Genomic DNA, 26,430 nt, shown 5'->3' with positions numbered 1-26,430 from the left:
GATGACTCTTAAGACCATTTTTAACAAACCATTAGATCGTCCGATTGAGGGAGTCATAAAAGCTGATGATGCTGCAAGTCTTCGTCTCGAGATTGAAGAGTACGTGTTGACTAATGAAGTTGAGAAAAGATTGGAATCTTTTTTGGATGCCTACAACAACTATGAAGGTGCCAATGGTGTTTGGATTTCAGGTTTCTTTGGTTCAGGTAAGTCTCATTTATTGAAGATGCTGGCAATTTTAGTCGAAAATAGAACAATAGATGGGGCTTCTGCTCTGGAACTATTCTTGCCCAAATGTGTGGACAATGAAATATTACGTGGTGATCTTAAACGGGCTGTAGCCATTCCTTCAAAAAGCATTCTCTTTAATATTGACCAAAAGGCGGATGTCATCAGCAAAACTGAGATTGATGCTTTACTCGCAGTTTTCGTAAAAGTTTTTGATGATATGTGTGGCTATTATGGTAAACAAGGACATATTGCTCAGTTTGAGAGAGATCTTGACAGTCGTGGTTGCTACGAGAAGTTCAAATCAGCCTATGCATCCGCAGCAGGTAAACCATGGCAAAAGGGTCGTGAACAAGCGCTATTTGAGTCAAAAAACATAGCCATAGCGTATGCTAAGGCAATGAGTGGTGATGAGTCTTCAGCCATGGGGATTCTCGATAAGTACCGCAGCGACTATCGAGTATCGATCGAAGATTTTGCGGAGCAAGTACATGCATATATAGAACGGCAATCACCCAATTTTCGTCTAAATTTTTTTGTTGATGAAGTCGGGCAGTATATTGCAGATAACGTCAAGTTGATGACAAATCTCCAGACTATTGCTGAGAGTTTGGCTACCAAATGTAGGGGACGCGCCTGGGTGATTGTCACCGCACAGGAAGACATGGGGACCGTCGTTGGTGAAATGAGCAAACAGCAAGGTAACGATTTCACAAAAATTCAGGCCCGGTTTAATAATCGTATGAAACTGACCAGCGCAGATGTAGCTGAGGTTATACAAAAACGTCTGCTCATGAAAACAGCGAAAGGCATTAATCTACTCTCAGATATATATCATTTGCAGTCGAATAATTTTAAAACGCTATTTGATTTTGTAGATGGTGCTCAATCTTATCGTAACTTCCAAGATCGTGATCATTTCATTCATAGTTATCCATTCATTCCTTATCAATTTAGCCTATTCCAATCAGCCATTCAAAATCTATCATCTCATGATGCTTTTGAGGGTAAACACAGTTCTGTTGGAGAGCGCTCCATGTTAGGTGTGTTTCAGCAAGTAGCAGTTAAGATTGGGGATAAGGAAATAGGTCAGCTTGCAACTTTTGATTTGATGTTTGAAGGGATTCGTACTGCTTTAAAGTCAAATATTCAAAGAGCGATTATTCATGCTGAAAACAACCTTGATAATGACTTCGCAATCCAATTGTTAAAAGCTCTTTTTTTAATCAAATACGTCAAGGAGTTTAAGGCAACTGCTCGAAATTTATGTGTTCTGATGCTTGAACGATTTAATCAGGATCTCCCCGCACTGAGAAAGAGGGTTGAAGAGACGCTTAATCTTCTGGAACAACAAACTTATTTGCAACGTCATGGTGACTTGTATGAATATCTCACGGATGAAGAAAAAGATGTTGAAAAAGAAATTAAAAACACAGAGGTGGAGTCACCTGATATAGCCTCAGAACTTGAGACTATTGTATTCGATCATATTATTAAGCACAGAAAAATACGGTTTGACAAAAATGGACAAGATTATATTTTTTCCAGGAAAATGGATGATCGGTTATATGGCCGTGAGCAAGAGCTAGCTATTCATATCATTAGCCCATTTCATGAACACGCTGAAAATGAACAGATGCTGCTGACTAACTCAATGTATAAGAGCGATGAGCTATTTGTTGTCTTACCAGCGGATGATAGATTGATGCGTGATTTATTGATGTATAAGCAGACGGAAAAATACATCCGGCAGAATATGACAATGACCCAACACGAGGCAGTAAAACGGATTTTGAATGACAAAGAATTCCAAAATCAGGAACGATATGTCGAGCTTAAACTGCATGTTCATGGTCTTATTTCTAGGGCGAGATTTTTTATTGCCGGTGAAGAAGTTGAGATTAGTTCTGAAGATGCACAAACCCGAGTACAGCGTGGATTTCATGAACTTATCACCCGCGCCTATCCGAATCTAAATATGCTGCGAGGTATTACTTATACTGAAAATGATATTATAACGTGTCTTAATAAATCCCAGCAGAGTCTTTTGGGCAATGATGTAACTTCGTTGGCTGAGTCGGAGCAAGAATTATTGGCTTTCATCCACAGCAATAATCGAGGTGGTGTACGTACAACACTAAAAAGTTTGCTGGAGAAATTTGAGCATAAGCCCTATGGCTGGCCGTTTGCTGCTGTTCTTTGTACATTAGCTAAACTGTGTGCTCTTGGCAAAATTGAGCTAAGAGTTGATGGCAATCTTCTTGAAGATGATGAGTTGGAACGCGCATTGCGCAATACTCATGGACATGGCAATGTGGTATTGGAACCCCAAATTGAATTTACAGCATCTCAGGTGCGTGCACTTAAAGAATTTTTCCAAGATTTTTTTGATACCCCACCACCAGCTAATGAGGCTAAGATTCTAGGTAGGGAAACGGGTATTGCTTTTCACAATCTCATGCAAGAGCTCAAAACAAGGACTGGTGAGGCATCCAAGTATCCATTCTTACAATCGCTGATACCAGTAATCGAAAAGCTCAAAGAACTTAATGGTAAGTCGTATACTTGGTATCTAACTGAACTTATCCCTCAAGAAGACATTCTTTTTGATATGAAAGAAAGCATTATCGATCCGGTTCGCAAATTTATGAGTGGCCCACAAAAAGATATCTTCGATAACGCCTGTAAGTTTGTTCAAATTCAGAAGCCAAATTTTACCTATATCAAAGGTGATGAAGCCGAACAAATAACCATCAGCCTTGAGGATCCTAAATGTTTCAAAGGTAATCAGATGCAACAAGTGAAATTGCAGCTCGAAACATTGCAGAAGAAAGTCAATGCTCAGCTTGTGGAAGAGATTACCAAAGGCAAAGAGAAGATTCTTGCCCTCAAAGCTCGTCTCTGTGGCATGGCTGAATTTGGTATGCTGAATAAAGAACAACAGGAGCAACTCACCCGAGAGTTCAATACATTTAGTGCGAATTTAGAGCGTCAGGATCTGATTGCTGTCATCCGAGATGAGCTGCGCCGATTTGAAGAAAGCGAATACCGAAGTTTACTTTCCCAGATGGCAACATGGGCACAACCGACGACACCAACACTTAAACTAGGGCCTGAATCCGGCACCTCTACTATCACGGACAAAGGTGAGAACCCTTCACCAACGGTCAAGCAAGAGCCACAGATTGAGTATGTATCCAGCCGCGAAGTGAAAATCTTATTTGATAAAGCCTGGCTGGCTGACGAGAGTGATGTAGATAGCTACCTGGAATCTATGCGCGAGTCACTGCTAAAAGAGATACGTAAGGGTAAACGTATTCAAATTTGAGAAACAGATCAATTTCCTGGCGCCAGGAAATTGATCACCTGGAGAAATAACAATGAAATCAGACATGATTCAAATACTTCAAAGTCAATTTGACTCACTCAGTCAACAGATACCTGGTGAGGAGGTTGAGTTTTGGTTTGCCCGCGATCTTCAAGAGCCACTTGGATACAGTAAATGGGAGAATTTTCAGACTGCAATAAAACGGGCAATCGAATCTTGCGAAACGACTGGGTATAATCCTGAAAATCACTTCCGATCAGTAAAGAAGATAATTACACACGGTAAAGGTGGTCAGCGTGAAATCGATGATTTGATGCTTACTCGCTACGCTTGCTATCTCATTGCTCAGAATGGGGATCCCCGTAAAGCACCTATTGCCTTTGCGCAAAGCTATTTTGCTATTCAAACACGTAAGCAGGAACTTATCGAAGATCGGATGCGTCTTCAAGCAAGATTGGATGCCCGTGAACGGTTGCGAGAATCCGAAAAAGCCCTGTCACAAAACATCTACGAACGAGGAGTAGATGATGCTGGTTTTGGTAGGATACGCTCTAGGGGAGATGCCGCTCTTTTTGGAGGAAATACCACTCAAGTTATGAAAGAACGCTATGGAATAACCAAAACGAGACCTTTAGCTGATTTCTTACCGACCTTGACCATAGCAGCAAAGAATCTGGCTACTGAAATGACCAACCATAATGTCCAGCAAGAGAATTTGCAGGGAGAAGGGGATATAACTCGTGAACATATACAGAATAATATTAGTGTACGTGACATGCTTGGACAACGCGGAATAAAACCGGAAAAACTTCCACCAGAAGAAGACATTAAAAAGTTAGAAAGGCGAGTAAAATCTGAGGAAAAGAAAATTGAAAAACAATCTGGTCGTTTGCCCGAAGAGAAAGGTAACTAAATGGAAACAACCAAGCTTAAAAAATTTGCTCAGCTCGCTCGAAGAATGCTTAGGGAGCAGGTTTCTGCCAAGCTAAAGTTTGTATTAATAGAAAACAGTGCAGCCCGCCGTGAAGGTGCAGAGGCTATTAAGAAGCTTGAAGAAGCTATTGAACGTTATGACAAAGATCAAGTTATTGAGCGAGTTGCTTACACTTGGTTTAACCGATTCTGTGCCTTACGTTTTATGGATGTAAACTGTTATACCCGTATTGGCGTGGTTTCACCTTCCAAGGAACAATTTCAGCCTGAAATTTTGGCTGAAGCCAAGATGGGCCATATCGACGAACAAATGGTACCAGACATGGTAAGAAAGAATATTTTTGCACTGCTCGAAGGTAGATCACCTAGCCGTGACCCACAAGGAGAAGCTTACCGCTTGCTTATCGTTGCTGCATGTAATTTTTTTCATCGCTCTATGCCTTTCTTGTTTCAACGCATTGATGATTTTACTGAATTACTGATGCCTGATGACTTGCTTTCAAGCAACTCTATTCTCACTTATACACGTGAAGCAATGACATCTGATAATTGTAAAGATGTTGAGATAATCGGCTGGCTCTACCAATACTACATTTCTGAAAAAAAGGATGAAGTGTTCGAGGGGCTGAAGAAAAACAAAAAAGTAACGCCTGAAAATATCCCTGCTGCTACCCAGCTTTTTACACCACACTGGATTGTGCGCTATTTGGTTGAAAACTCACTCGGTCGTCTTTGGCTTCTCAACCGTCCTGATTCAAAGCTGGTTGAACGCATGGATTACTATATTAAATCAGAGCAACAAGAAACAGACTTCCTAAAAATTGATAAACCTGAAGATATTAAAATTTGTGACCCAGCCTGTGGTTCTGGTCATATGCTCACTTATGCCTTTGATCTGCTTTATACCATCTACGAAGAAGAAGGCTATGAACCCACTGAAATCCCGGAAAAAATTCTTACCCATAACCTATTTGGCATCGAAATTGACGAACGTGCCGGTGAGTTGGCTGCCTTCGCCCTTACCATGAAAGCTCGTGCCAAACAAAGGCGGTTCTTTAACAAAGGAGTTAAGCCAAACATTTGCGTGTTGGAAAATGTGCATTTTGAAGAAGGAGAGCTTAATGACTATATAGATTATGTTGGTCAAGAAATCTTCACGCCCCCACTTCTGACTACTTTGAGCCAGTTTGAAGAATCGGACAACTTCGGATCTCTAATACGTCCTGAGATGACTGAGGTGAAGGGCTTATTGGAGAGTTTGGAGACCAAAGATTTAGGTGGCGACTGGATCTATAAGACAACTCATAAAAAGATATTGCAAGCCCTTCAACAGGCTGACTATCTTAGCCCAAAATACCATGTTGTGATTGCCAATCCACCTTATATGGGGGGTAAGGGGATGAATGGACGATTAACTGCATGGGCTAAGGATAACTTTCCGAACAGTAAATCTGATCTGTTTGCGATGTTTATAGAACGTGGTATGGGCTTAGTGCATAGATATGGTTACAGCGCCATGGTAACAATGCAAAGTTGGATGTTCTTATCATCCTATGAGGCTTTAAGAATAAAACTCATGGATCTTACCGCTATTGAGTCCATGGCTCACATGGCTAATATGGTTATGGGAATTGCTTTTGGAACGGCTGCAACCGTTTGGAAAGTGGGGGGTTACACTAATACGATAGGTTCATATTGCTATGTAGAGTATGAAGACTTGGGAGAAGAAAACAAACCGAAGGTATTTCCTCCGCATAATGAAAGAAATCAGAAGGCCTCACCCCAAAGATGGTTTTATCGGGCTTCTGCTTCAGACTTCAAGAAAATTCCTGGGAGTCCGATTGCATATTGGACAACAAAGAGTGTTTTAAGAGCATTTGATAGTTTTCCGCAAATTAACGAAGTTTGTGAGCCTAAAAGTGGTTTATCGACTACCGATAACAACAGATTCTTACGATTTTGGTATGAAGTTAACTTTAACGGCATTCCTTTTGAGATAACTGATATTTCAGAAACTGTAGATGCGAACTATCGCTGGTATCCATTCAGTAAAGGTGGCGATTACCGTAAGTGGGAAGGAAATCGAGAGTATGTTGTCAATTGGTGGCATAATGGGGTTGAGATTCGCGATGCTACTAGAGATGCTGCTGGAGGAAGAGTTGTAAGTCCTGAGTTTTATTTTAAGAGGGGTATTACCTGGTCTGGTATATCCAGCAGTAAACCCTCAATGAGAGCGATTCAAAATTTAATTTTTGGAAGTGGAGGCAAGGGGCTTTTTACTGATGGAAAGGACAACTTTTATTTAGGATTTCTAAATAGCAAAATTGCGCTTTATTGTTTAGGTTTGCTTAGCCCAACCTTGAATTACGAAGCTGGGCATATTGGAAGCTTACCTATTACTCACTCAAGTGATGCTAAGGACAAATGTGATATGAACATTCCAAGGTTGACCTATTTGAGTAAGTATGATTGGGATTCCTACGAAACATCTTGGGACTTCACTAGGCAGCCTTTACTTCAGCCTGAATACAGCCAACCAACCCTGAAGGCAACCTACCAAAAACTCCACACTCATTGGCGGGAGATGACGTTGGAGATGCAACGGTTAGAAGAAGAAAACAACTGTATCTTCATCGAAGCCTACGGCCTGCAAGATGAGCTGAGGCCCGAAGTGCCGCTAAATGAAATCACCTTGACCTGTAATCCGCATTACCGATACGGTAACGACAAGAGTGAAGAAGAACTCGAGGCACTATTGCTCGCTGATACTATGCGAGAATTGGTTTCTTATGCCGTCGGCTGCATGTTTGGCCGTTACGCGCTGGACACACCCGCTCTAATCCTGGCTAACCAAGGTGAAACCATTGAAGACTATCTAAAGCGAGTTCCGGAGCCGAGTTTCCCGGCCGATGAAGATAACGTTATCCCCATTCTCGATAGTAACTGGTTTTCCGATGATATCACAGAACGGTTCCGTAAATTCCTGCGAGTGGCCTTTGGTGAGGAGCAATATGAGGAAAACCTCAGGTTTATAGAACAGGGGTTAAACGTCAAAGATAAGCGAAATTACAGCATCAGAGACTATTTTTTAAATGAATTCTATAGTGATCATGTGAAACGGTATAAGAAACGCCCTATCTACTGGCTGTTTTCAAGCCCCAATGGAAGTTTTAATGCATTAATTTACATGCATCGTTATCGTCCGGATACAGTCAGCGTGGTATTGAATGACTATTTACGCGAATACCGCACCAAACTTATTGCACATAAAAAATATTTAGAAGCAGTAAGTATAAGTGCCAGCACCTCAAAAAACGAGAAGACAAAGGCATTCAAGGAGATTGATAAGACGAACAAGATACTGAAGGAATTGGAAGAATATGAGCGCGACATTCTTTATCCACTTGCTGCTGAACAGTTAGAAATAGATCTTGATGATGGTGTGAAGGTTAACTATCCAAAGTTTGGTGCGGCTTTGAAGAAAATTAAGGGGTTAACCGATGAGTAACCGTATTGCTCTGACATTAAGTAAATTATTTGAGCGTCATCGGATCGTTTTTTGGTATGACGCCAAAAAAGAGCTGCGCGAGAACTTTGAGGCTATTCAGCTATCCGGTATTGAAAAATTGGAACTTAATAATAACCAGTATGGTATCAAATACAAAATTCTGCGTGAACAGCCGGCACAAAAATTTCTGCTCTACTATGAAGGACCTCAGCCTGATGATCTCAATAACTGGTTGCTTGACGTACAATTGGCTCACGGTGAATTCCGTACGGATCAAGTGGCTATTTGGCTATCCGAGTTGGGGCTTGGGTTTGAGTTTACGGAAGTTATTCAGCCCCATGTGGAATTCTTCCAGGCACAAAAACGAAAGGATGCGCTCAAGAAATTACTGCAGGCCGATGATACGGCTGGACAGATTCGTCTGAAAATGCTGGCAATATGCACAGATAGTGAACCGCGTATTGATGCGGTGGCAGAAACTTTATTACAAGAGCTAGCAAAGGGGCATGACGAGAAGATTAAATTGGTTGGCAGATGCGGTCTAGAAAACTTTCTTTGGGAGCAGATGACTCGTTGTTATGGTTATACTTCGAGCGAGCCGGGTATCCGTGATTTTGTCATTGAGCTTTTCAAATCATGCTACGCCATGGGTACAGAGGGGCAGGTGAAACTGACTGGCGATGCTTTAGTTTTTCTTAAACGATGGAAGGATAGCCGCCAATTTGAAGCTGGTTTTGAAGCCTTATCAGAAGAATGTGCTGACGTACTTGGTATTGAACATAACTTAACAAATCAGGACTTTAGGGAATTAATAGAATTAGATTATTTCCGCCTGATCGATTTGAAAATCATTAGCGATCTAGTTCGAGCAGTAGCTTCACGAACTGTTTCTAGCGGTGATGTATCACTTTGGGTTCGTCAACGAAGACAAAGCCATTGGTACGGACAATACCAACATCTTTATGAAGCTATTGACTATGCTTCTCGGTTTATTCATGCTTTGGGTGAGGCTAATCTAACGATGAATAGTCTTGCCGAAGGTGTGCAAAGATACAGTGATTGCTGGTATCAACTCGATCAGCTTTATCGTAAATTTACTTATCATGTACGCATATCGGGACAAGCTTCTTTGATGGCTCCCCTGACTGAACAGATCGAAAACTTTTACAGTAATAATTATCTATTTAAACTGGGTAATTGCTTCCAGGCCTTTGTTGATGAGGCATCCAGGTGGGAAGCCGATCCAGTGAAGAATCAATCAGAATTTTTCGAGCAGTGGGTACGTCCATTCTTGCGCAAAGATACTAAGGTTTGTGTACTTATCTCGGATGCCATGCGTTATGAAATTGGCGATGAATTGTTGTCCCTCATTCGCCAGGAAGACCGTTATAGCGCTGAAATAAAACCGGTCCTATCGATGCTCCCGAGCTACACTCAGCTCGGTATGGCGGCACTACTTCCGCACAAGAAGCTAGAGATTGCAGACAATGAAAGCGGAGCCGTGTTAGTTGATGGATTAAGCTCACAAGGAACTATCAACCGCAAAAAGATCCTGGGACTTATTCCAAATATACGCGCTACGGCCTGCAAAGCCGATGAGTTGATGGCCATGAAAAAAGATGATTGTCGAGCTTTAGTTCGTGATCATGATGTAATTTATGTTTATCATAACCGGATCGATGCCACAGGTGACAAACGGGAAACTGAAGAGCGTGTTTTCGAAGCAGTGGAAGAAACTTTGCAGGAATTAATTCGTTTGATTAAGAAACTTACTGGTGCCAATGCCACCAATTTGCTTGTGACAGCAGACCATGGTTTTATTTATCAAAATCGCACTATTGATGAAAGCGATTTTTCAGGTATTGATGCGGCAGGAGATAAAATTCTCTATCGAGATCGGCGTTTTCTGCTTGGTAAGGGGCTGATTGAATCTTCCAGTTTACGCAAGTTCATGCCCCAACAACTAAGCCTTTCCGGTGAGGTAGAGGTGCAAATTCCCAAATCGATTAACCGCCTTCGATTAAAAGGCTCCGGTAGTCGTTTTGTACATGGGGGAGCATCATTGCAAGAGGTGGTCATTCCTGTTCTTAAAATTCACAAAAAACGCCAGAGTGATGTAACTGCTGTAGAGGTAGATATTCTGCGCGGGTCCAGCTCAGTAATCACATCTGGGCAGCTGGCGGTGACGATGTATCAAGCTGGACCTGTTATAGATAAAGTCCAACCTCGTGTGCTAAGAGCTGGTATTTATACAGAAGCCGGCGAATTAATTTCTGATAGTCACGACCTGACTTTTGACCTGAGTTCGGATAATCCTCGAGAACGGGAGCTTCAAGTGCGCTTTGTCTTGACCCGCATGGCTGATGAAGTAAACGGTCAGGAGGTCATTCTTCGTTTAGAGGAAAAACATGCCGGAACCTCACATTACAAAGAATACAAGTCGCTCCGATATGTGATGCGACGATCATTTACCAGTGACTTTGACTTTTAGAGGATAGAATACCAATGAATGAACTTGACCAGAAAAGTAATTTCCATTTCCCAGGACTCGTTGTTCGCAAAGATCTTGTTAAAGCTGTCAAAGGTAATGCCATTGTCCCATCCTATGTGTTGGAATATCTTCTGGGACAATATTGTGCTACTAGTGATGAGCCAACTATCCAAACTGGTATTGAGACGGTTAAGGAAATTCTAAGAAAACATTATGTGCATCGTAATGAGTCTGGCTTGGTTCGTTCCAATATTAAAGAAAAAGGGCGTTACAAGGTTATCGATAAAATCAGCGTGTCGCTTAACGATAAGACTGATGCTTATGAAGCGCAGTTTTCCAACCTTGGTATTAAGAAGGTGCTTGTCGACTCAGGCACGGTCAAGGCGCATCCAAAGTTATTGGTCAGTGGCGTGTGGTGTATTGCAGACATTGAGTACTTATTCACTGAGGATAAGAACGCTAGTCCTTGGATTTTATCTACTCTGAAACCTATTCAACTGTCTCATTTTGATTTTGATTTATATACTGATGCTCGCAAGCAGTTCTCAACTGATGAGTGGATAGATCTGCTAATTCAAAGCATCGGCTTTAATCCTGAAATGTTTGGGAAGCGCAGTAAGCTGACCCAATTGATTCGCCTTATTCCATTTTGTGAGCGCAACTACAACCTGATTGAGCTTGGTCCAAAGGGTACTGGTAAATCTCATATTTACTCAGAATTTTCGCCTCACGGGATTCTAATTTCTGGTGGTGAAGTCACCGTTCCTAAATTGTTTGTCAATAATTCTACTGGAAAAATTGGCTTAGTCGGCTACTGGGATTGTGTTGCTTTTGATGAGTTTGCAGGAAAGCAGAAACGGGTGGACAAAGCCTTAGTTGATATCATGAAGAATTACATGGCCAATAAGTCTTTCTCTCGAGGTGTAGAAACTTTAGGTGCTGAGGCATCGATGGTCTTTGTAGGTAATACCCAGCATACAGTTCCTTATATGTTAAAACACTCAGATTTGTTTTGTGAGTTACCAGATAAGTTCTATGACTCTGCATTTCTTGATCGAATACACTTTTATATTCCCGGCTGGGAAGTTGATATTATTCGAGGTGAAATTTTCTCTAGTGATTATGGTTTTGTAGTCGATTATCTGGCTGAGATTTTGCGCTCATTACGTAATCACGACTACTCAGACCGTTATAAAGAATATTTCTCTCTTTCCCCCGATATTTCAACAAGGGATCGAGATGGAATTCATAAAACATTTTCTGGTTTGATGAAAATACTTTTTCCTCACGGTGAAGCTACTGAGGAAGAGATTGAGGAAATTTTAAAATTTGCAATTGAAGGCCGAAAACGCGTTAAAGATCAGCTGATGAGAATCGACACCACATACGGTAATGTTAGCTTTTACTATGCTGACATGGAAGGAAATAAGAAGTTCGTTAGTACACTTGAAGAGGAAGAATATCCTAGTTATTACAATAAAACTATTGATGAGGACGTTACTGAGGAAAGTCCATATATTGAACAACCACCAGTTCCTTCACAACCTTCGCCATCTGCCCTAAAAGCCCCCCTAGAACAGCATCTTATCATTAAGGAAAACCAAAAAGGTATATCTTTTGATTCTCTGCTAGGGGCCTACCTAAAGGGATCATCGGCCATTACCGTTACAGACCCTTACATTCGTCTATTTTATCAGATTAAAAATTTCATGGAATTTTTAGAAACATTGGTCAAGCTTAAAGCCCAGGATGAGGAAGTTTCTGTTCATTTAGTTACAACCGAAGATGATTTCAAAGGGGAACAACAAAAAGAACATTTTGAGAAGATACAAGAATCTGCCAGTTCAGTTGGCGTGATGTTCACCTGGGAGTTCGCGGATGCTGGCTCTATCCATGCTCGTCATATCGTTACTAATCATGGTTGGAAAATTTCCATGGATCGTGGTCTTGATATATTTCAGCACTATGAGATAAACGATGCTTTCACCTTTGCTAATAGGTTACAGCAATATCGTCCGTGCAAGGCATTCGAAGTGACATTTATTAAACATATATCAGAAAGGGCTGATAATAAATAATTAAGCTTACACCGTAGGCTCTGGTTGACACATTAGCTTTATTTCACCATGTCTTGCCAAGCTTCTACAATCATGACCATAGCTAATGTATCCAGCTCGCAATATTGTAATAAAGCTCTTTTGAGTTCTTCACGTTCAAAGTTACTCATATGAGTGAACTGTAGTTTGGCATAAGCGATGGTGGCAGCCCCGCCTTCTTTTAAGTATTCATCATCAAACAAAAATTTAACTTCTTCCTCAGGTAATTCCTTATTGATGGGGTCCAAAAGAGAGTAAGGATCTTTTATTCCCCCATCATCAAACACAATCCAGCACTTTTGATTAAAGTTTTTGCTTATTATGCCTCGTTTGCAGCCATAAATCGGTTGACTATATTTTTGTTGAAGGTGTTTTGAGCGATTCAAAATAGCAGGCAGCACTTTCTTGATTGAATTTGAACCATTTGTTAAGGGATCATAATAAAAACGCTTAACAAGTTCACATAAATCAACCATACACCGCTCGCCAATCCATTTGTTACGGCTATCTGATGGCGATTTTGTAATCGACTTAATAAACACTACCAGATCATTCAGATCTGTCGGAGGATCTGGAAGTTCAAGCAGTTGCCCCAATATCATATTTAAATATGTATTTTCATGATTGCTATAGCGAAAAATAGTCCCAGAATCTTTTTCAAGTTCAGATTTTAGTACACGAATAAAATCAATTGAAGGGTCAATACCTGGAACAGTATTGAGGTATTCACCAACGTGTGCCACATTACCTTTCTCATCCATGACATGGTGGGAAAATTGAAAAGCTATGCCCTGATATGGATGAGCACCTTTTTTAAAGGGTATAGGTAACATTGCTGTTTCAAAATCAATAAAATGTAAGGGATATACCCAGGATTGCATTTCATCGCTTAAGCCCTGTTTATCTAACCAAACAGTATTATTGTTGTTTTTAGCTTTTTCAATTTGCAGCCATTGACGTTGACTGGCTGATAAACCTGGCTTGCCATCATCTTTGGTAGGTAAATCATCTTCATCAAAATCCTGCAGTTTGATTAACCCTTTTTGTAGGCATTTTTCCCTGTCACGAAAATTCCATAAGTCCAAAACAGTAGCATCGAGAAAATCATTATCGTTGTATCCGAGTGCTTCGTGCCAACATTCTTTAAATCCTGAAAGCAGTCCCCTTGCTTCATCGCTAGGTAATGTTTTGAATTGACAAGCAGCACATTCTTTTTTAGGGCGCGATGGTGATTTTAATCCATTAAAATATTGTTGACTTAACTCGTGGAAGCTATCAATAAAAGACCGCCCTGAGGCATCAGTTTCAGACCATATTTTTTCCGTCAAATGATCGACATTAATTTCCTTCAACAGGCGAACCGATAGATCTTCGGATGATAGTGGTTCTAAAATTTTAACCCTCGGTTTACCGGATTCATCCTTAGTTAGAAAAAATTTGCGGTTCAAACCATCGGTGGGGCAAATGCTGTCTTTATCAACAAGCATTAGATAACTTGAAATCCGGTAATTTGGGAAAGCATGTTGAAGAACCCATTTTTGAAAAGCAACATCTGCAATGTAGGGCTTCCATTTTGCATTGATGGTTCCATCCTTCTTTACAATGGTTTGGATTTCTTCATTGCCAATAGATTTAGCTTTGATCTCTATTAACTTCAAGTGGTTCTGATTTTTTATCAAAATATCCGTGCGAATTAGATATCTTTGGTGCAATACCTCTGCCTCGAATAGGATAATTGATTCTTTTGTCAGTAGTTCCTTTGTCACATCTATGGCTGACTTGCCATGACTGGTTTTCACAAATATACCTTCAGGGAAATAACAGCGAGCAAGGGCTTCTACCTGATATCCACCTTCAGCCAACGCTTTTAAAAATGAATTCTCTTCTTGTTGGTTGGCATATTGGGGCTTATCTATATAATAGAGTTTGGTAGGGCACTCCAAAGCCAGTTTAAACTTAGATTTGGTAAGTTTGTTAGTCGACACTTTTACCCTTTGCAAAATTGCATTCAATCTAAGTATAGCAATTACAATTAAGCTGTGTGACACCAGTAATTAGCGGAAAGACCAGTGATTCAGCAGCTAATTTTCTGATGTTTTTTTGTGCTTAGTAAATGATGGGAAATATACTATGCTGCTAGAAATCGAAACTCAACGAACAATATTGCGTTTGATTAGTGAAGAAGATCTAAACCTTGTGGCTGAATTAAATTTAGATCCAGAGGTTAGAAAGTATTTTCCTGATGGAGTCCAATCGAAGGAGCAAACTAAGAAAAGAATTAAACAGTTCATAGGTTTTTATAAAGAACTTGGACTTCCTTGTTTTGTCATCTTTAACAAGGAATCTAATGAATTTATTGGACGCTGTGGTTTTGGTCCTATAGAGACTGGCGAAATTGAAGTTGGATATCTAATCGCAAGAAAATTTTGGGGCATGAATTATGCCTCAGAAGCTTTAAAAGGCCTTCTTAATTGGAGTAAAAAAAATATTAAAGCTGATTTTATTATTGCTTTTGCTCCCATAGAACACAAAGCCTCACACCGCGTGATGGAAAAATGTGGAATGCATTACTATAAAGATGGGACTGGGCATGGTGTAGAATGTAAATTTTATCGAATTAAGAACACTGATTAGTGTCGTTGCATTAGCGGGTTGAATGCGCCAACTTATTGATTTGAATAAACCGATTTCGATAGACTATGGCGGATACCGTTGGATTCCAGCGGATACCCGTGAATATTGATTACGAATTATTGATTAGTAGCCATTTTTTGATCTAGCACTTAAATTGTTCATTGGAATGAACTGTTTTGGTTTACCATGCCGCATACCGCCGCATACCGCCGCATACCGCCGCATACCGTTGGATTACTAATAATGTGTTAACGTATCAGGTTGATGAAGATGGTCGTGGGTTAATGCCCACCTTCAGATTACCACGCTATCGATATGAGGCGGGATCTGACTTGGTACATCATTAAATACTGTTGGAGAATGTTTTTATGATGGCTAAAGACATATTTTTTTACCATTCTTCTCAAGAAAAATATCATAGCCACATGCATGCGACACATTTAGGAAATTTGTTAATTTCATGTCTTCCTGCACTCCTGACCGCAAATTTTGTATCGCTGTCGCGGAAAGACCTGATTCACTGGCTAGTTTTCTTACGCTTTTTTTGCTGTTTTCCATCAGCTCGCGAATAATCTCAGACAATAGGAACTCTTGGTACTCTTCTTCAAACTGTTGTTTGAATTCGGGGTCCTGCATTTCTCGTTCAAATGTTGATAGTTGTTTGTTACTCATAATAGTCACCTTTCTCTACGCGATTAATATAATCATTTCGACTATTTATCGCTTTATCTTTTTCATTAAGGGGTAGCTTCTGCTGTTTTTTGCGAAAGCCATTGGTAATAACAATTTTTTTACCCTCATAGAAAAAACATAAAAAACGTTCGGGTTGTGGTTTAAAAGCATAAATTTTATCACCTTCATTCATGAACTTTGTTTTATCCTTTATTTCTCCATTATCTCCCATTCGCTTTAATAATTTTAACAGCTGGATTTTTTCGGCTTTATTTAAGCTGTTATAATATTCCAATGCATCACTATACTTGTTGTCATCAAAATACCATTCAATGGTATATGCTTCACCTTTATAAGCTATAAATTCAATTTTCTTCTTCATAATTAAGTGTACCAATAAAGTTGTACGTTGTCAAAAAATAATACGATCGAGCATTTACAGGTCTATATTTTCATAAACTAAGTCCATTATACAGCCCGACCACTTTTCCAGGGCATCTCTTCTTTGTGGCAACATCTCATTCTTATTATACGTCGCCATGATTTTAGGCATTTTATGTCCTAGACACTTTTCTATGACAACGGGATCTATGTTTAGGCTTTCACCCAATTGGGTAGCAAAGGTTCGACGAAGGTCGTGGGGTGTCCATTTATCGATACCAATCCTTTCTTGTAAACGGATTACAGCTTTGGGTAGGGCGCGATCGGAGAGGGGGCTTTGACCGTCTGCGCTACTTATGACGTATTCACCCATGCTGCAATTGTATAACTCCATAAATAGTGATTTAACCATGCTTGTTAAATGAACTCGCATAGTAATGCCAGTTTTGGTATTGATAGCGGGAATAGTCCATAAAGAGTTTTCAAAGTCTATCTCATTCCATTTGGCAACCCTGAGTTCGCCAGTACGAACACCAGTTAATAGTAATATTTTGATGGCATTGGTAATTTGTAATGAGACGCTATGTTTCCCATTACTTAAGAATTGCCAGAGTTGTTTGATTTCTTCTAATGTCAGAAATCGCTCTCTGGGTTTTTCAATACCACCTATATCTCTGGATCGGATGTTCGCTGCATGATTAACGGACAATTCACCTCGGCTGACAGCATAATTAAATGCTTGTTTAAGTGCGCTTAGCACTTTATTGGCATGGACAGGGGAGCCGCGATTAACAATTGTATCTAAAGACCTAGTAATATCTTTTGTTTTAAGCTCTTCAACTTCAATGCTTCCAAGCATCGGTATTATATCGGCTTTAATTATTTGTTCTATTTGCCCAGGGCATTTGCGGTGGCGCTTGATGTAATTCTCATACCAGTTTGTGACCAGATCTTTTACTGTATAACTTTCTTCCTGTGGGGCAACAATGGTCTGTTTGGGATTATTTCCGGCTTTTTTAATTGCCCTTAAGTCCATGAACTGTCGTTTGGCCTCTGATAAACTAACAGTAGGATAATTGCCAATAGTAACATGGTCTTTTTTACCATCTATTTTGTAGCGGTATACCCAGGTTTTGGTGCCAGTAGGATAAACAAAGATGCCAAAGCCATCACCTTCGAATAGTTCAACCCGCTTATCAGACGGCTTCAAATTTTTGATGTAGGTATCAGTAAATCTTACCATGGCAATCCTTCTACTGGTTACTTTGCTGGGTACTTTATGATGTTTTGGAATGATATTCGTTGTTATCGTTTGTTGCTTATGATATGCTTAAAACGCAGTTGTAGCAAGGATTGTTGATTGAAAAGATACAAAAATGTTATTACAAATAAATCAATATCTTGCAGCATGGGGTGCTAGTGGTCGAAGGTTCAAATCCTTCCGTCCCGACCATCAAATCCCCTTTAGAATCAGTATGTTACATCTTCTTAGTTAAACCCCTTAAAATTCAAAAATTCTGCTAGGTGTACTTCTGGGTGTACTTTGGTATTTTCAAAAATTAAAATTAGATGACTACACAATCGAACAAAAGAAAAGTATTTATTCAAGGCAAAGAGTACGACTCACTTGAGAGTGCAGCTAAAGCATTTGGTAAATCACGAAATACAGTCGATTATCGTCTTTCAAAAGGTTGGACTCCTGAGCAAGCTGTAGGGCTTGTACCGCCTCCTGCTTTTGCATCCAAAACTGCGGGTATTTCTGTTCAAGTAGAGGGTCGTGAGTTTAAAACATTAAAAGAAGCTGCAAAATACTACAGTCGAGCCTATACGCACGTCATCGAAATGTTAAAGAAAGGACGTTCGATTGAGCAATCTCTTGGTTTAATTAAAAGAGCCGACACATTACAGTCAGAAAATCCAGAATTATCAAATCAATGGCATCCACATAAAAATATGCCTTTAACGCCCATAGATGTATCATCTGGCTCCGGAATAAAAGTATGGTGGTTATGTTCAAACAATCATGAATGGGAAGCAGTCATCAATAGCCGAAATCGTGGACATGGCTGTCCTTACTGTGCTGGCCAAAAGCCAACAAGTGATAGAAATTTTGCTACTGAATATCCTGAATTATTGAAAGAGTTGGACTTGATAAAAAACAAAAATCTTGATCCTGGGAACATTTCTCCAAGAGCAAATCAGAAAGTATGGTGGAAATGTCAAAGGGGGCACTCTTGGCAAGCTACGATTCAAAACAGAACAAGAAAACAATATAGTAACTCATGCCCATATTGCAGCAACCGTAAGCTCTGCAATGAGAATAGTCTTGCTCAACTTCGCCCTGATATTGCTCAAGATTGGCATCCTACTAAGAACGGGGCATTAACTCCTAATGATGTTATTGCTGGCGGTGGAACAAAAGTCTGGTGGACTTGCAAGCATGGTCATGACTGGCAGGCAACAGTTGGCACAAGAGTAAATAATGGTACTGGTTGCTCGAAGTGCGCGCTTCAAACATCAAGAATCGAGATTGCTGTCTACACTGAAATAAAAGCATTGTTTCCTAATGTCTCTTGGCGTGAAAAAATTGGAAAATACGAATGTGACATATTTCTTCCTGATAAAAAGCTTGGAATAGAAATTGACGGCGTGTATTGGCATAAGCCCAAAGCACATGTTGATGCTATAAAACAAAAATTGTTTGAAGAAAAAGGTATTCTGTTATTTCGTTTAAGGGAGGAGGGATTGCCGTTATTGAGTGTCCGAGATATCTCTTTTAAATCGTCAAATAATATATTTCCAGTAATTTCTAATCTTATCAATCAAATCATTAAATTTGCTGATTTATCCAATGTTGAGCGTGGAAATCTACAGCATTATATTGATAGCGGTTCACTTCTTAATAAAAAACTATATCGGAAAATTATTTCTCATCTTCCAGCTCCGCCATACGAGCTTTCATTTGCTGCTAAAAAACCAGATCTTGCTAGAGAGTGGGCTTATGATTTGAATGCTCCGTTATCTCCTGAACATTTTAGGCCTGCAGCAAATAAAAATGTTTGGTGGAGATGTGAGCAAGGTCATACTTGGGAAACTTCACTAAATAACCGCTCAGGCCAAAACACTGGTTGTCCTCATTGTCCTCGTGTTGTTCCTAACAAGGCGACCAGTGAGTGGAATTTTGCAAAAATAAACCCACATCTTGTTAACGAATGGCATTATGAAAAAAATGGTGGAGTTCTTCCCGAAGCAATAACTCCAAACATGAATATTAAGGTTTGGTGGAAATGCAGAGAGGGACATGAATGGCAAGCGGCACCTAACAGTAGAACAAGTGGTACAGGTTGCCCATTTTGTTATGGCCGGTATGCTTCAGCTACAAATAATTTAGCTGTTTCTTATCCTGAACTATTGGCAGAGTGGGATAGCGAATTGAATGAAGGATTAAATCCATCTGACTTTACTCCGCATGTAGGCAAGAAAGTATGGTGGAAATGTAACAAAAAACACTCATGGCAGGCCACAATCTATAACCGAACAAAAAATAAGTCTGGATGTCCTATTTGTGCGCGAAATAATTCTCGGAAATACTCAATAGAGTACTTTCATGAGTTTGCGAGAAGACATGGAGGCATATGTCTATCAACTGAATATTTGCAATGTAAAACCAAGATTAGAATGGTTTGTAAAAATGGGCATGAGTGGGAGACTCGTGCGGATAATATCTTATATGAAAAAAGGTGGTGTAGACTTTGTTACAACACTCAATGACCAAAATTGCTTGAGTATGCTGGTTAATTGCCCATCAAAACACAATGTATTGTGTTTTTTAGTATTTTTTATTCAAAATATAGATTTTTCTATTGTTTCTTTAGGATAAAAATGACATCATTATTTTGATCTTAACTTGGTCTATACGATCATTAAGCGATCTTTAATTTTAATTTAAATTCATTTCAAAGGAGTTGAAAATGAATGATTTGTGGACATGGAGTAGTGATTGTTTTGGCTATCGACAAGACAATATTGGCGTAATATATGATCATGATGAAGTGTCTGATCACAAAGGCCATTATCTGGGAAAAATTCTCCAAGCGTGGTTAATAAGAAACCAACAAAAAAATGTTTTCGTAAATATCTTCCTGTTCGTTTTAGCTCAAGGGTGCCTACGTTTGCTTAACCATATATCTGAAAGAACGATTACAAATGGAGGATTACGTCATGGTTAGATGCACAGCACCATCAAATGGACATCGCACTGCAAGCGGGCGAGATGCCTGCCCTGCCTGTAGGAACCGCTCTCGCGGCTACGGTTCATATCTACCTTACTCCGCGACAAGGAGCAGCGAGAATAGCTGGAGCGGCCGTAGCAGCGTTGCTGGATCTAGCAACAGTGTAAGGCCACGCTGGTCGCGAGCAAGTTCATCCGTGGTATACACGTCTGCCGAAGTGCGGACGCTCACCCCAGTCCGCGAAAACGTTGAAAAGCGAGCGTCTGTGCCTGACCTTCGGGACATTTTTCTATGCCATGCGTGGGACGACCGAAAAGGGGTCGCCAAGGAGCTGCATGATCTGCTCGAGTCGCGCGGTGTCTCAGTTTGGTTCAGCGAGAAGGACGTCCTCCTCGGAGCGACTTTGCTTCGTGAAATCGATAAAGGATTAGCGAAGTCGCGGGTCGGGATCGTGCTTGTGACTCCTGCGTTGCTGGATCGCCTCGAAGGAGAGGGTATTGCCGACAAAGAGCTTTCAGCACTCTTGGCACGTGATCTGCTCGTTCCCATCGTACACGACACAACGTATGAAGCTCTTCGCGATGTTAGTCCCTTGCTCGGATCGCGAAGTGGCTTGAGCACTGCAGAAGACTCAATGGCAGATGTTGCGACCAAGCTTGCTGAGCTAGTCGCTCTTTAGCAAGGTAGCCCGGTTGCTCGCAACCGGGGTTAGTTTATTCCTATCATAAAACCAATGTGCTTCCTGAATAAGTTTTCGCAAGACATCCCATATTACGTTTTATCCGAGATAGACCCTGGTGATATTTATACGTGAGTGTCCAAGTTCCCGACTAATTATTCCTCTAACTTGTTTATCGATTTTTCTCTCTGTTTGATTTAGCTCTTGGGCTGATTTCCCCCCGGCAATTGGACATCTCAAACCTATATTTAAAGGATCTAACTGTTTCGTTAATTCGATATATCTACGTTGAGCATAAGCATGACGGATACCGTGTAATTTACATACACCCATTAACTTAGCTTGCTGTTGATAATGACTTAAATGCTGTTTATAGGTTCTTTCTGCAGGAATTAGGGACTCACCACGTCTTATCTGTTGCCAGACTTTTGATAGCCATTTCATTTGTTCTTCATTGGTAATTTTAAGCAATCGTCCAATACCACCCTTTGTCCAACTGGGTTTGATATGCAAACAATCACCATGCCAAGCTTCACTGACTACAAATTTCATTGACTCTTCCCTACGTAGACCAAAAAGCATTTGGGCTTCAAGGGATAGGCGAACATGAGGATCAGTACATAAGTTTAAGTCAATTTGGTGAATTGCTTTGTTTTGAGTAGGAACATAAGTGCGTTTATCAATTTGATAGGAATCATTGCCTGTTTTAACCAACTTAGGTTTATCAAGAAAATAAGCGAGTTTACGCAATTTGGACATATAATTCTTGATAGTTGCAGGACTCTTACCTTGTTTTTTCCAATGTTCAACAAGCACATAAATATGTTTGGGCTTTAAGCCATTTAAATGACCAACTTTAAAACCTAATTCATGTAAATCTTTCATGCAGCGGTTAATCATATGCTTCATATCTGCCTTACTGGCATAGGAATATCCCTGCATTTGTTTAATTAATTGGTGTACTGAATAAAGTGCACTGCGTAGTTTATTGCTCATTGAGATAACTCCAAAGCGTGGTGCGGGATTTCAATCCCATTTCATCCATGATGAGTAAGGACAAGCGGTAATGGGATATTTGAGAGGATAATTGTGAGTTTAATTGCTGGGCATAAAGATAACGCCAGCATTTCTTTCCAGAGAGCCTTAGGGACTTCATGGCTTTTTGCCAGCTAAAACAGATAGCTCTATAACCATGAGTGGCGATAAAACAGCCGTTCCATTGGGTTAATAGATTAAAATCTTGTATAAGCTTTATTTGAGCTTCGGAGCGAATAGGAATCTTCCTATCCTTGCTATTAAAAGTGATTTCTCGTGTCAGTAGTAATTCATGTTCTTGAATATGTACCCCAGGTAAAATTCACATGGCTTCGCTCAAGGTCAAACCAAAATGAATTTGAAAGCCCAAAAGGATTTTTGCAATGGGATCATTAATCTTATCAAGCAAATTAGCAGGAGATTTTCGAGTTTGCTTTTTAATTTTCTTAGTTTGCAAACCAAGACTGAGATTATCAATATTCTCAGCATTATGACCAACATGGTTTAGAAATTTTCGGATGATGGTCATGTAATTCATCAGAGTCGAAGGTTTAACTTTTTTCTTATGCCAGTGTTGAATCAGTTGCTGCAAATGGATTGGTGTCAAACCAGACCAATTGGATGGTGCAAGCCCAAGGACAAAGAGATCCTCAATCATCCTAAGAATAACAAAGCGACGATATTTTTTGCCACGAGGGCTACCGCTATTATCATGATCCAGATACTGGCTCGCTATTTGTCTTAAAGAGTGTTTGCGCATAGTTCTATTCAATCAATTTATTTGCCCTGTCTTTGGTTTAGTGTTAGTCGAGCGATTCACTCAAAGAGGATATCCAGCTTGCGCTGCAAGGCTCGAAATGGTGGGGCAAATCAAAAGTTAATGATTTTGGTACAACGGTTTTTTTTGTGGTTTATCTCCTTATTGTTTAAATACAAAAACGCACGGCAATCTAACAGCAGCTGCCGCTGATCCATGGTTAATAAAGAAGTGATTATTAACTTATCTACCCGATGGTAGCCTATCCTAGAACTTCAGATTCCCGACTAGACGTCCAGCCACAGGTTATGGGATGAGAGTGGCTTAGCATAAGACCCAAAGGTTTCGCCTGAGTTGCACAGGCTCATCAGTTATGCTTATGAAAAATTTAGCAAAGGCGAGATCTGGGGGCAATAGGTTTTGGAGGAATATTTTGTTCAATCCTCTGGTGTGGGATTGAATTTTTAAAGTTAATTTATTGATTTTAAAATTGGATTTTTCGAAAGAGTATCTGCGTCACTGCATATAAATAGCAGTGACGCAGTAGTTTATCATTTTTCATTTCAATTTTTTTAAGACATAATCTTGCGTTGGACTTTAGGTCAATATTTTCGCTATAACTCATCGTTGTTTTAAAAATGTAATGATAATTACTTAATTTGTTCCCAACAACATTTTAAATAGTGTTATACTATACATAACACGGCCTGCTCCTCTACATTGAAAAATGCACGAGCGGGTTTTCTTTTTTATAAATCTTAAAAATGTCGCATTATAATAAACCTTATCTTACCTTTGAACAGCAACTTGAGTTATTAAAATCTCGTGGTTTGGAGGTAACCAATGATAAAGTGGCATTGGAGTATCTAGGTCGATTGGGCTACTATCGTTTAAGTGGCTATCCCTGCCGCAAATTACTCCCTTTAGCTGAACAACAAACAAAATCTATAAGACCTTGGCGTTCCGATGAGTTTCGACCTATAGGTTTTTAAAAATATTTGTCGATAAAGCTCATCATAACCTAAAAATTATCCACATAGTTGAGTTGTAAGTTGCAATCATTTTGGTATGTGTGCATAAATTATAAGCTGAATTACGATCATGAAGTTATAAAATGCTTTGTACTTTTTCTCGAATACTAAGTGGATATTCATTTAATAAGTCTTTCGTAGTTTTGTATAAGTCATAAGGTTCAGGATTGGGCGCAAATCGGCTATTAACGTATACTTCCAGTTTTTGCTCAAAAGATCTAAGGGTATTTTCGTTATACATATATGAACAGTAGTCAAGTTTCTCATTATAATTTCGATAATAATATGGATGAATAAAGCATTTCTCTAATATAATGTTCGCATCATGTGCGAATATTATATTTCTTATTTTGTTAGCGTAGTTGTTTTTCTTTTCATAGTTACTATCAATAGGATTAAATATATTTGTTTTAAAGAAGCTTTTAACGGTTATTTTTCTATTAATGAGCTTTGAATATCCCAGTATAATATGTCGTAAGAAATCACTTGATCCCCATGGGGATGTTATCCTAACCTCCCTGATAGAGGGAACTGAGTCTATAATGCGCATTAACTCTTTCATTTCATGATAAAAATTTTTATTTATTGATAGGCCTATTGATTGCAATTTGTTTTCAGGAGCTAATCTTAATCCGTAAAGGCTTGGAGCATCCATTGAAGGTGAATAAATAATTAGGTGTTTTAGCGCTTTATTTTGTTCTAGTCCTTCAGATAATTCATGTAAATCAATATTATTTGCGTTTAAAACCAATGTCTCAAGATGATCGTTTTTAAACAGTAGCCTAGCCAAATAATTGCTAGTAAGTGTCTTTAATCCATAAGTGTCTGTTATTGGTATGCTAGAAATTATATTGATAGCTTTAATATTTTTATTTTTCCTTAATAAAACTATAAGATTTGACAATTCATTGTATATCTCATAATTACTTCCAGTAGGACTGATTTGTAGAACCACCTCTTCCAAGTTTTTTTTATCCGCTATAGTTTTTTCAACTAATAATCTTGTGAGTGTTCGATTTAGATTACCTGTAATTGTGTAGTTTATTCGTTTATAGGCACTACTGTGAAACTCTAATAAGTATGTACTCTGATTTTTTCCTATAAACGTATCATCAATTGCTTCATCGATGTAAATGGTATCATTTTTAAATATTTCATTTTTAAATTTAGGAAGATTATGTTGTGAAACGGGTCTGAGTGATACAAATGTAACTACTGCTACTATTGATATTAATATAATAAATTTAAACATTTTTTTATTCATATGTTTCTTACATGGCTCTGCGGGTATTAAATGAACAAGATGGGCAAATTATACGATAATTGCATTGAAAATCAAAAATAATCGAATATTTAAAGAAACGCGTCCTGTTACCTAATGGAGTAAGGGGGCAGGTATGTTAAATCAAATAGGCACATAACGTTAAGTTAATTGAGAAGGAGAACAGGGTGTTATATAAGGTTCTGCAAAGGAGAGTGAAGCTCATAGAATACGCATATTAAAATAAACTTTATATAGCTCGAATGTTAAGCCAACTTTTTTGACCCAACCAGCTAGCAGGGTAAGGCCAATAAGCTCCTGACCGATTAACTTTCGTTAGCTGTTCTTGTAATCCATCGATGATCTGTGCAAAAAGCCTCTCATCAGGATCAATTTGTTGAAATTGCTTCCAGGCTTCAGATTTATAGCTAGGTAGGGGGTAGAGTTGCCAGAATTGTTCGAATTGTTGGTATAGATCTTTTAGGTTGCTGCTGGGCTGCGCTTTGAAAGTTGATTTTGATAAATAGGCTGGTTTTTTGGTTTTTAATGAGTTCATATTTTCTGGTAGTGCTGGCTGATTTTGTTCTACTTGGGTGGGGGAGCTTTTTTCAGGATGAGATTCAGTTTCAATATCTACAGGCTCATAAGGGTTAGCCAGAAGGCATTTCACAATGAGGTTTTTGGTTGTTGAGCGAATTTCTATGATGCCCTGGCGTGCCAGAGATTTAATTACACGTTTCATTTGCTGGTGACTAGGGCAGCCTGTTTTTACGCCTTTGATGGGGGCGACATACAGAGTTTCTCTCAGTGACTGGTAACTGATTTTTCGTTTAATGCCGACCATGAATGTCTTTCTGTCCATGTAGGGGCGGATGCCCATGAGGTAGACTACTCTTTGCATGAGGGGGATTTCGCTGAGTGCGTCCAGTTCGTATGTGGTGACGAATAAGAAATCCATTTTTACTCCTGTTTTAACCCTATATTTTTATTTCAATTGATATCAAACGCTATCAATGCGCGCGTAAAAACATAAAAAACAGATTTTGGAGTTATGAGGTGGGTCGGCCTAGAGAATTTCTCTTTGTCGGGTTTTTCTATTCGACAGGTTTTTTCTTCTTGTCAGTACTGAATCTTGCTATGTCGGGTTTGTGTCGGGTTAGGGTC

19 protein-coding genes are annotated in these 26,430 nt (G+C 39.5%); 10 read left to right on the top strand and 9 right to left on the bottom strand.

What is annotated here, in order from left to right; genetic code table 11:
* Position 1 precedes the first annotated feature (1 nt).
* The 5 genes from brxC to brxL are packed head-to-tail and all read left to right on the top strand — an operon-like array spanning position 2 to position 12,566.
* A complete protein-coding gene (gene brxC / locus EL201_RS13165; protein ID WP_027222687.1) occupies positions 2–3,556 on the top strand; it encodes a BREX system P-loop protein BrxC in 3,555 nt (1,184 codons plus the stop codon).
* Between the two features lie 52 nt (positions 3,557–3,608).
* Positions 3,609–4,469 (top strand): DNA damage-inducible protein D, encoded by an 861-nt coding sequence (dinD, locus tag EL201_RS13160; RefSeq protein ID WP_027222686.1) that lies wholly within the window; start codon positions 3,609–3,611, stop codon positions 4,467–4,469.
* Positions 4,470–7,997, top strand: a complete 3,528-nt coding sequence (gene pglX / locus EL201_RS13155) for a BREX-1 system adenine-specific DNA-methyltransferase PglX (protein WP_027222685.1) — start codon at positions 4,470–4,472, stop codon at positions 7,995–7,997.
* The gene (gene pglZ / locus EL201_RS13150) at positions 7,990–10,488 is read left to right on the top strand and encodes a BREX-1 system phosphatase PglZ type A (RefSeq protein WP_027222684.1); all 2,499 of its coding nucleotides are present in this window, start codon (positions 7,990–7,992) and stop codon (positions 10,486–10,488) included. Before pglX ends, pglZ begins: the two co-directional genes overlap by 8 nt.
* Positions 10,489–10,502: 14 nt before the next feature.
* Positions 10,503–12,566 carry a BREX system Lon protease-like protein BrxL gene (gene brxL / locus EL201_RS13145; RefSeq protein ID WP_027222683.1) on the top strand — a complete coding sequence of 688 codons (2,064 nt, stop codon included), beginning with the start codon at positions 10,503–10,505 and terminating at the stop codon, positions 12,564–12,566.
* 38 nt (positions 12,567–12,604) lie between these two features.
* Here brxL and EL201_RS13140 read toward each other — a convergent pair whose 3' ends face one another.
* The gene (locus EL201_RS13140; RefSeq protein WP_027222682.1) at positions 12,605–14,569 is read right to left on the bottom strand and encodes a DUF2779 domain-containing protein; all 1,965 of its coding nucleotides are present in this window, start codon (positions 14,567–14,569) and stop codon (positions 12,605–12,607) included.
* 178 nt (positions 14,570–14,747) lie between these two features.
* Between EL201_RS13140 and EL201_RS13135 the strand changes: the two genes are divergently transcribed.
* Positions 14,748–15,218 (top strand): GNAT family N-acetyltransferase, encoded by a 471-nt coding sequence (locus tag EL201_RS13135; protein WP_231955085.1) that lies wholly within the window; start codon positions 14,748–14,750, stop codon positions 15,216–15,218.
* A 375-nt stretch (positions 15,219–15,593) separates the two neighbouring features.
* Here EL201_RS13135 and EL201_RS13130 read toward each other — a convergent pair whose 3' ends face one another.
* The 3 genes from EL201_RS13130 to EL201_RS13120 are packed head-to-tail and all read right to left on the bottom strand — an operon-like array spanning position 15,594 to position 17,514.
* Positions 15,594–15,890, bottom strand: coding sequence for an Lrp/AsnC family transcriptional regulator (locus EL201_RS13130; protein WP_027222680.1), 297 nt, complete (start codon positions 15,888–15,890; stop codon positions 15,594–15,596).
* Positions 15,883–16,272, bottom strand: coding sequence for a type II toxin-antitoxin system RelE/ParE family toxin (locus EL201_RS13125; protein ID WP_027222679.1), 390 nt, complete (start codon positions 16,270–16,272; stop codon positions 15,883–15,885). The genes EL201_RS13130 and EL201_RS13125 overlap by 8 nt, the downstream gene beginning before the upstream one ends.
* Before the next feature lie 54 nt (positions 16,273–16,326).
* A complete protein-coding gene (locus tag EL201_RS13120) occupies positions 16,327–17,514 on the bottom strand; it encodes a tyrosine-type recombinase/integrase (RefSeq protein WP_027222678.1) in 1,188 nt (395 codons plus the stop codon).
* A 326-nt stretch (positions 17,515–17,840) separates the two neighbouring features.
* Here EL201_RS13120 and EL201_RS13115 point away from each other — a divergent pair, with 326 nt between their 5' ends.
* From EL201_RS13115 to EL201_RS13105, 3 genes are all read left to right on the top strand, one after another.
* Positions 17,841–20,042 carry a zinc-ribbon domain-containing protein gene (locus EL201_RS13115; RefSeq protein ID WP_027222677.1) on the top strand — a complete coding sequence of 734 codons (2,202 nt, stop codon included), beginning with the start codon at positions 17,841–17,843 and terminating at the stop codon, positions 20,040–20,042.
* 200 nt (positions 20,043–20,242) lie between these two features.
* A complete protein-coding gene (locus EL201_RS13110; protein ID WP_061773166.1) occupies positions 20,243–20,500 on the top strand; it encodes a hypothetical protein in 258 nt (85 codons plus the stop codon).
* Positions 20,478–21,182: a toll/interleukin-1 receptor domain-containing protein gene (locus EL201_RS13105; RefSeq protein WP_331708820.1), complete on the top strand. Its 705-nt coding sequence runs from the start codon at positions 20,478–20,480 to the stop codon at positions 21,180–21,182. Before EL201_RS13110 ends, EL201_RS13105 begins: the two co-directional genes overlap by 23 nt.
* 99 nt (positions 21,183–21,281) lie before the next feature.
* On the opposite strand, the gene EL201_RS13100 is transcribed toward EL201_RS13105, so the two are convergent.
* The 3 genes from EL201_RS13100 to EL201_RS15890 form a co-directional block, all read right to left on the bottom strand.
* Complete coding sequence (locus EL201_RS13100) at positions 21,282–22,178, bottom strand: phage integrase N-terminal domain-containing protein (RefSeq protein WP_027222675.1); 897 nt, start codon at positions 22,176–22,178, stop codon at positions 21,282–21,284.
* Positions 22,168–22,338, bottom strand: coding sequence for a hypothetical protein (locus EL201_RS15895; protein WP_231955082.1), 171 nt, complete (start codon positions 22,336–22,338; stop codon positions 22,168–22,170). The genes EL201_RS13100 and EL201_RS15895 overlap by 11 nt, the downstream gene beginning before the upstream one ends.
* Positions 22,339–22,539: 201 nt before the next feature.
* Positions 22,540–22,977: a phage integrase N-terminal domain-containing protein gene (locus EL201_RS15890; RefSeq protein WP_231955081.1), complete on the bottom strand. Its 438-nt coding sequence runs from the start codon at positions 22,975–22,977 to the stop codon at positions 22,540–22,542.
* Positions 22,978–23,738: 761 nt separating this feature from the next.
* Here EL201_RS15890 and EL201_RS13090 point away from each other — a divergent pair.
* Positions 23,739–23,966: an Abi family protein gene (locus EL201_RS13090; RefSeq protein WP_027222674.1), complete on the top strand. Its 228-nt coding sequence runs from the start codon at positions 23,739–23,741 to the stop codon at positions 23,964–23,966.
* 115 nt (positions 23,967–24,081) lie between these two features.
* On the opposite strand, the gene EL201_RS13085 is transcribed toward EL201_RS13090, so the two are convergent.
* Both EL201_RS13085 and EL201_RS13080 read right to left on the bottom strand, forming a co-directional pair.
* Complete coding sequence (locus EL201_RS13085; RefSeq protein WP_027222673.1) at positions 24,082–25,269, bottom strand: hypothetical protein; 1,188 nt, start codon at positions 25,267–25,269, stop codon at positions 24,082–24,084.
* A 247-nt stretch (positions 25,270–25,516) separates the two neighbouring features.
* Entirely contained in the window at positions 25,517–26,224 is a 708-nt protein-coding gene (locus tag EL201_RS13080) for a hypothetical protein (RefSeq protein WP_027222672.1), read from the bottom strand.
* Between the last annotated feature and the right edge of the window lie 206 nt (positions 26,225–26,430).

The sequence above is a fragment of the Legionella pneumophila subsp. pascullei genome, from assembly GCF_900637585.1.
In the GTDB taxonomy this organism is placed as follows: Bacteria; Pseudomonadota; Gammaproteobacteria; order Legionellales; family Legionellaceae; genus Legionella; species Legionella pascullei.
Note: the sequence above shows the minus strand (reverse complement) of the source record. Positions and strands in the feature narration are given on the sequence as shown.

What these genes read in the sequence shown, in the direction of transcription:
- EL201_RS13090 (WP_027222674.1), top strand. Translation starts at nt 23,739, where the DNA reads ATGTCGCATTATAATAAACCTTATCTTACCTTTGAACAGCAACTTGAG.
- EL201_RS13100 (WP_027222675.1), bottom strand. Translation starts at nt 22,178, where the DNA reads ATGAGCAATAAACTACGCAGTGCACTTTATTCAGTACACCAATTAATT.
- EL201_RS13125 (WP_027222679.1), bottom strand. Translation starts at nt 16,272, where the DNA reads ATGAAGAAGAAAATTGAATTTATAGCTTATAAAGGTGAAGCATATACC.
- EL201_RS15890 (WP_231955081.1), bottom strand. Translation starts at nt 22,977, where the DNA reads ATGCGCAAACACTCTTTAAGACAAATAGCGAGCCAGTATCTGGATCAT.
- pglX (WP_027222685.1), top strand. Translation starts at nt 4,470, where the DNA reads ATGGAAACAACCAAGCTTAAAAAATTTGCTCAGCTCGCTCGAAGAATG.
- brxL (WP_027222683.1), top strand. Translation starts at nt 10,503, where the DNA reads ATGAATGAACTTGACCAGAAAAGTAATTTCCATTTCCCAGGACTCGTT.
- EL201_RS13120 (WP_027222678.1), bottom strand. Translation starts at nt 17,514, where the DNA reads ATGGTAAGATTTACTGATACCTACATCAAAAATTTGAAGCCGTCTGAT.
- EL201_RS13105 (WP_331708820.1), top strand. Translation starts at nt 20,478, where the DNA reads ATGGAGGATTACGTCATGGTTAGATGCACAGCACCATCAAATGGACAT.
- EL201_RS15895 (WP_231955082.1), bottom strand. Translation starts at nt 22,338, where the DNA reads ATGAAGTCCCTAAGGCTCTCTGGAAAGAAATGCTGGCGTTATCTTTAT.
- dinD (WP_027222686.1), top strand. Translation starts at nt 3,609, where the DNA reads ATGAAATCAGACATGATTCAAATACTTCAAAGTCAATTTGACTCACTC.
- EL201_RS13130 (WP_027222680.1), bottom strand. Translation starts at nt 15,890, where the DNA reads ATGAGTAACAAACAACTATCAACATTTGAACGAGAAATGCAGGACCCC.
- brxC (WP_027222687.1), top strand. Translation starts at nt 2, where the DNA reads ATGACTCTTAAGACCATTTTTAACAAACCATTAGATCGTCCGATTGAG.
- EL201_RS13110 (WP_061773166.1), top strand. Translation starts at nt 20,243, where the DNA reads ATGAATGATTTGTGGACATGGAGTAGTGATTGTTTTGGCTATCGACAA.
- EL201_RS13080 (WP_027222672.1), bottom strand. Translation starts at nt 26,224, where the DNA reads ATGGATTTCTTATTCGTCACCACATACGAACTGGACGCACTCAGCGAA.
- pglZ (WP_027222684.1), top strand. Translation starts at nt 7,990, where the DNA reads ATGAGTAACCGTATTGCTCTGACATTAAGTAAATTATTTGAGCGTCAT.
- EL201_RS13115 (WP_027222677.1), top strand. Translation starts at nt 17,841, where the DNA reads ATGACTACACAATCGAACAAAAGAAAAGTATTTATTCAAGGCAAAGAG.
- EL201_RS13085 (WP_027222673.1), bottom strand. Translation starts at nt 25,269, where the DNA reads ATGAATAAAAAAATGTTTAAATTTATTATATTAATATCAATAGTAGCA.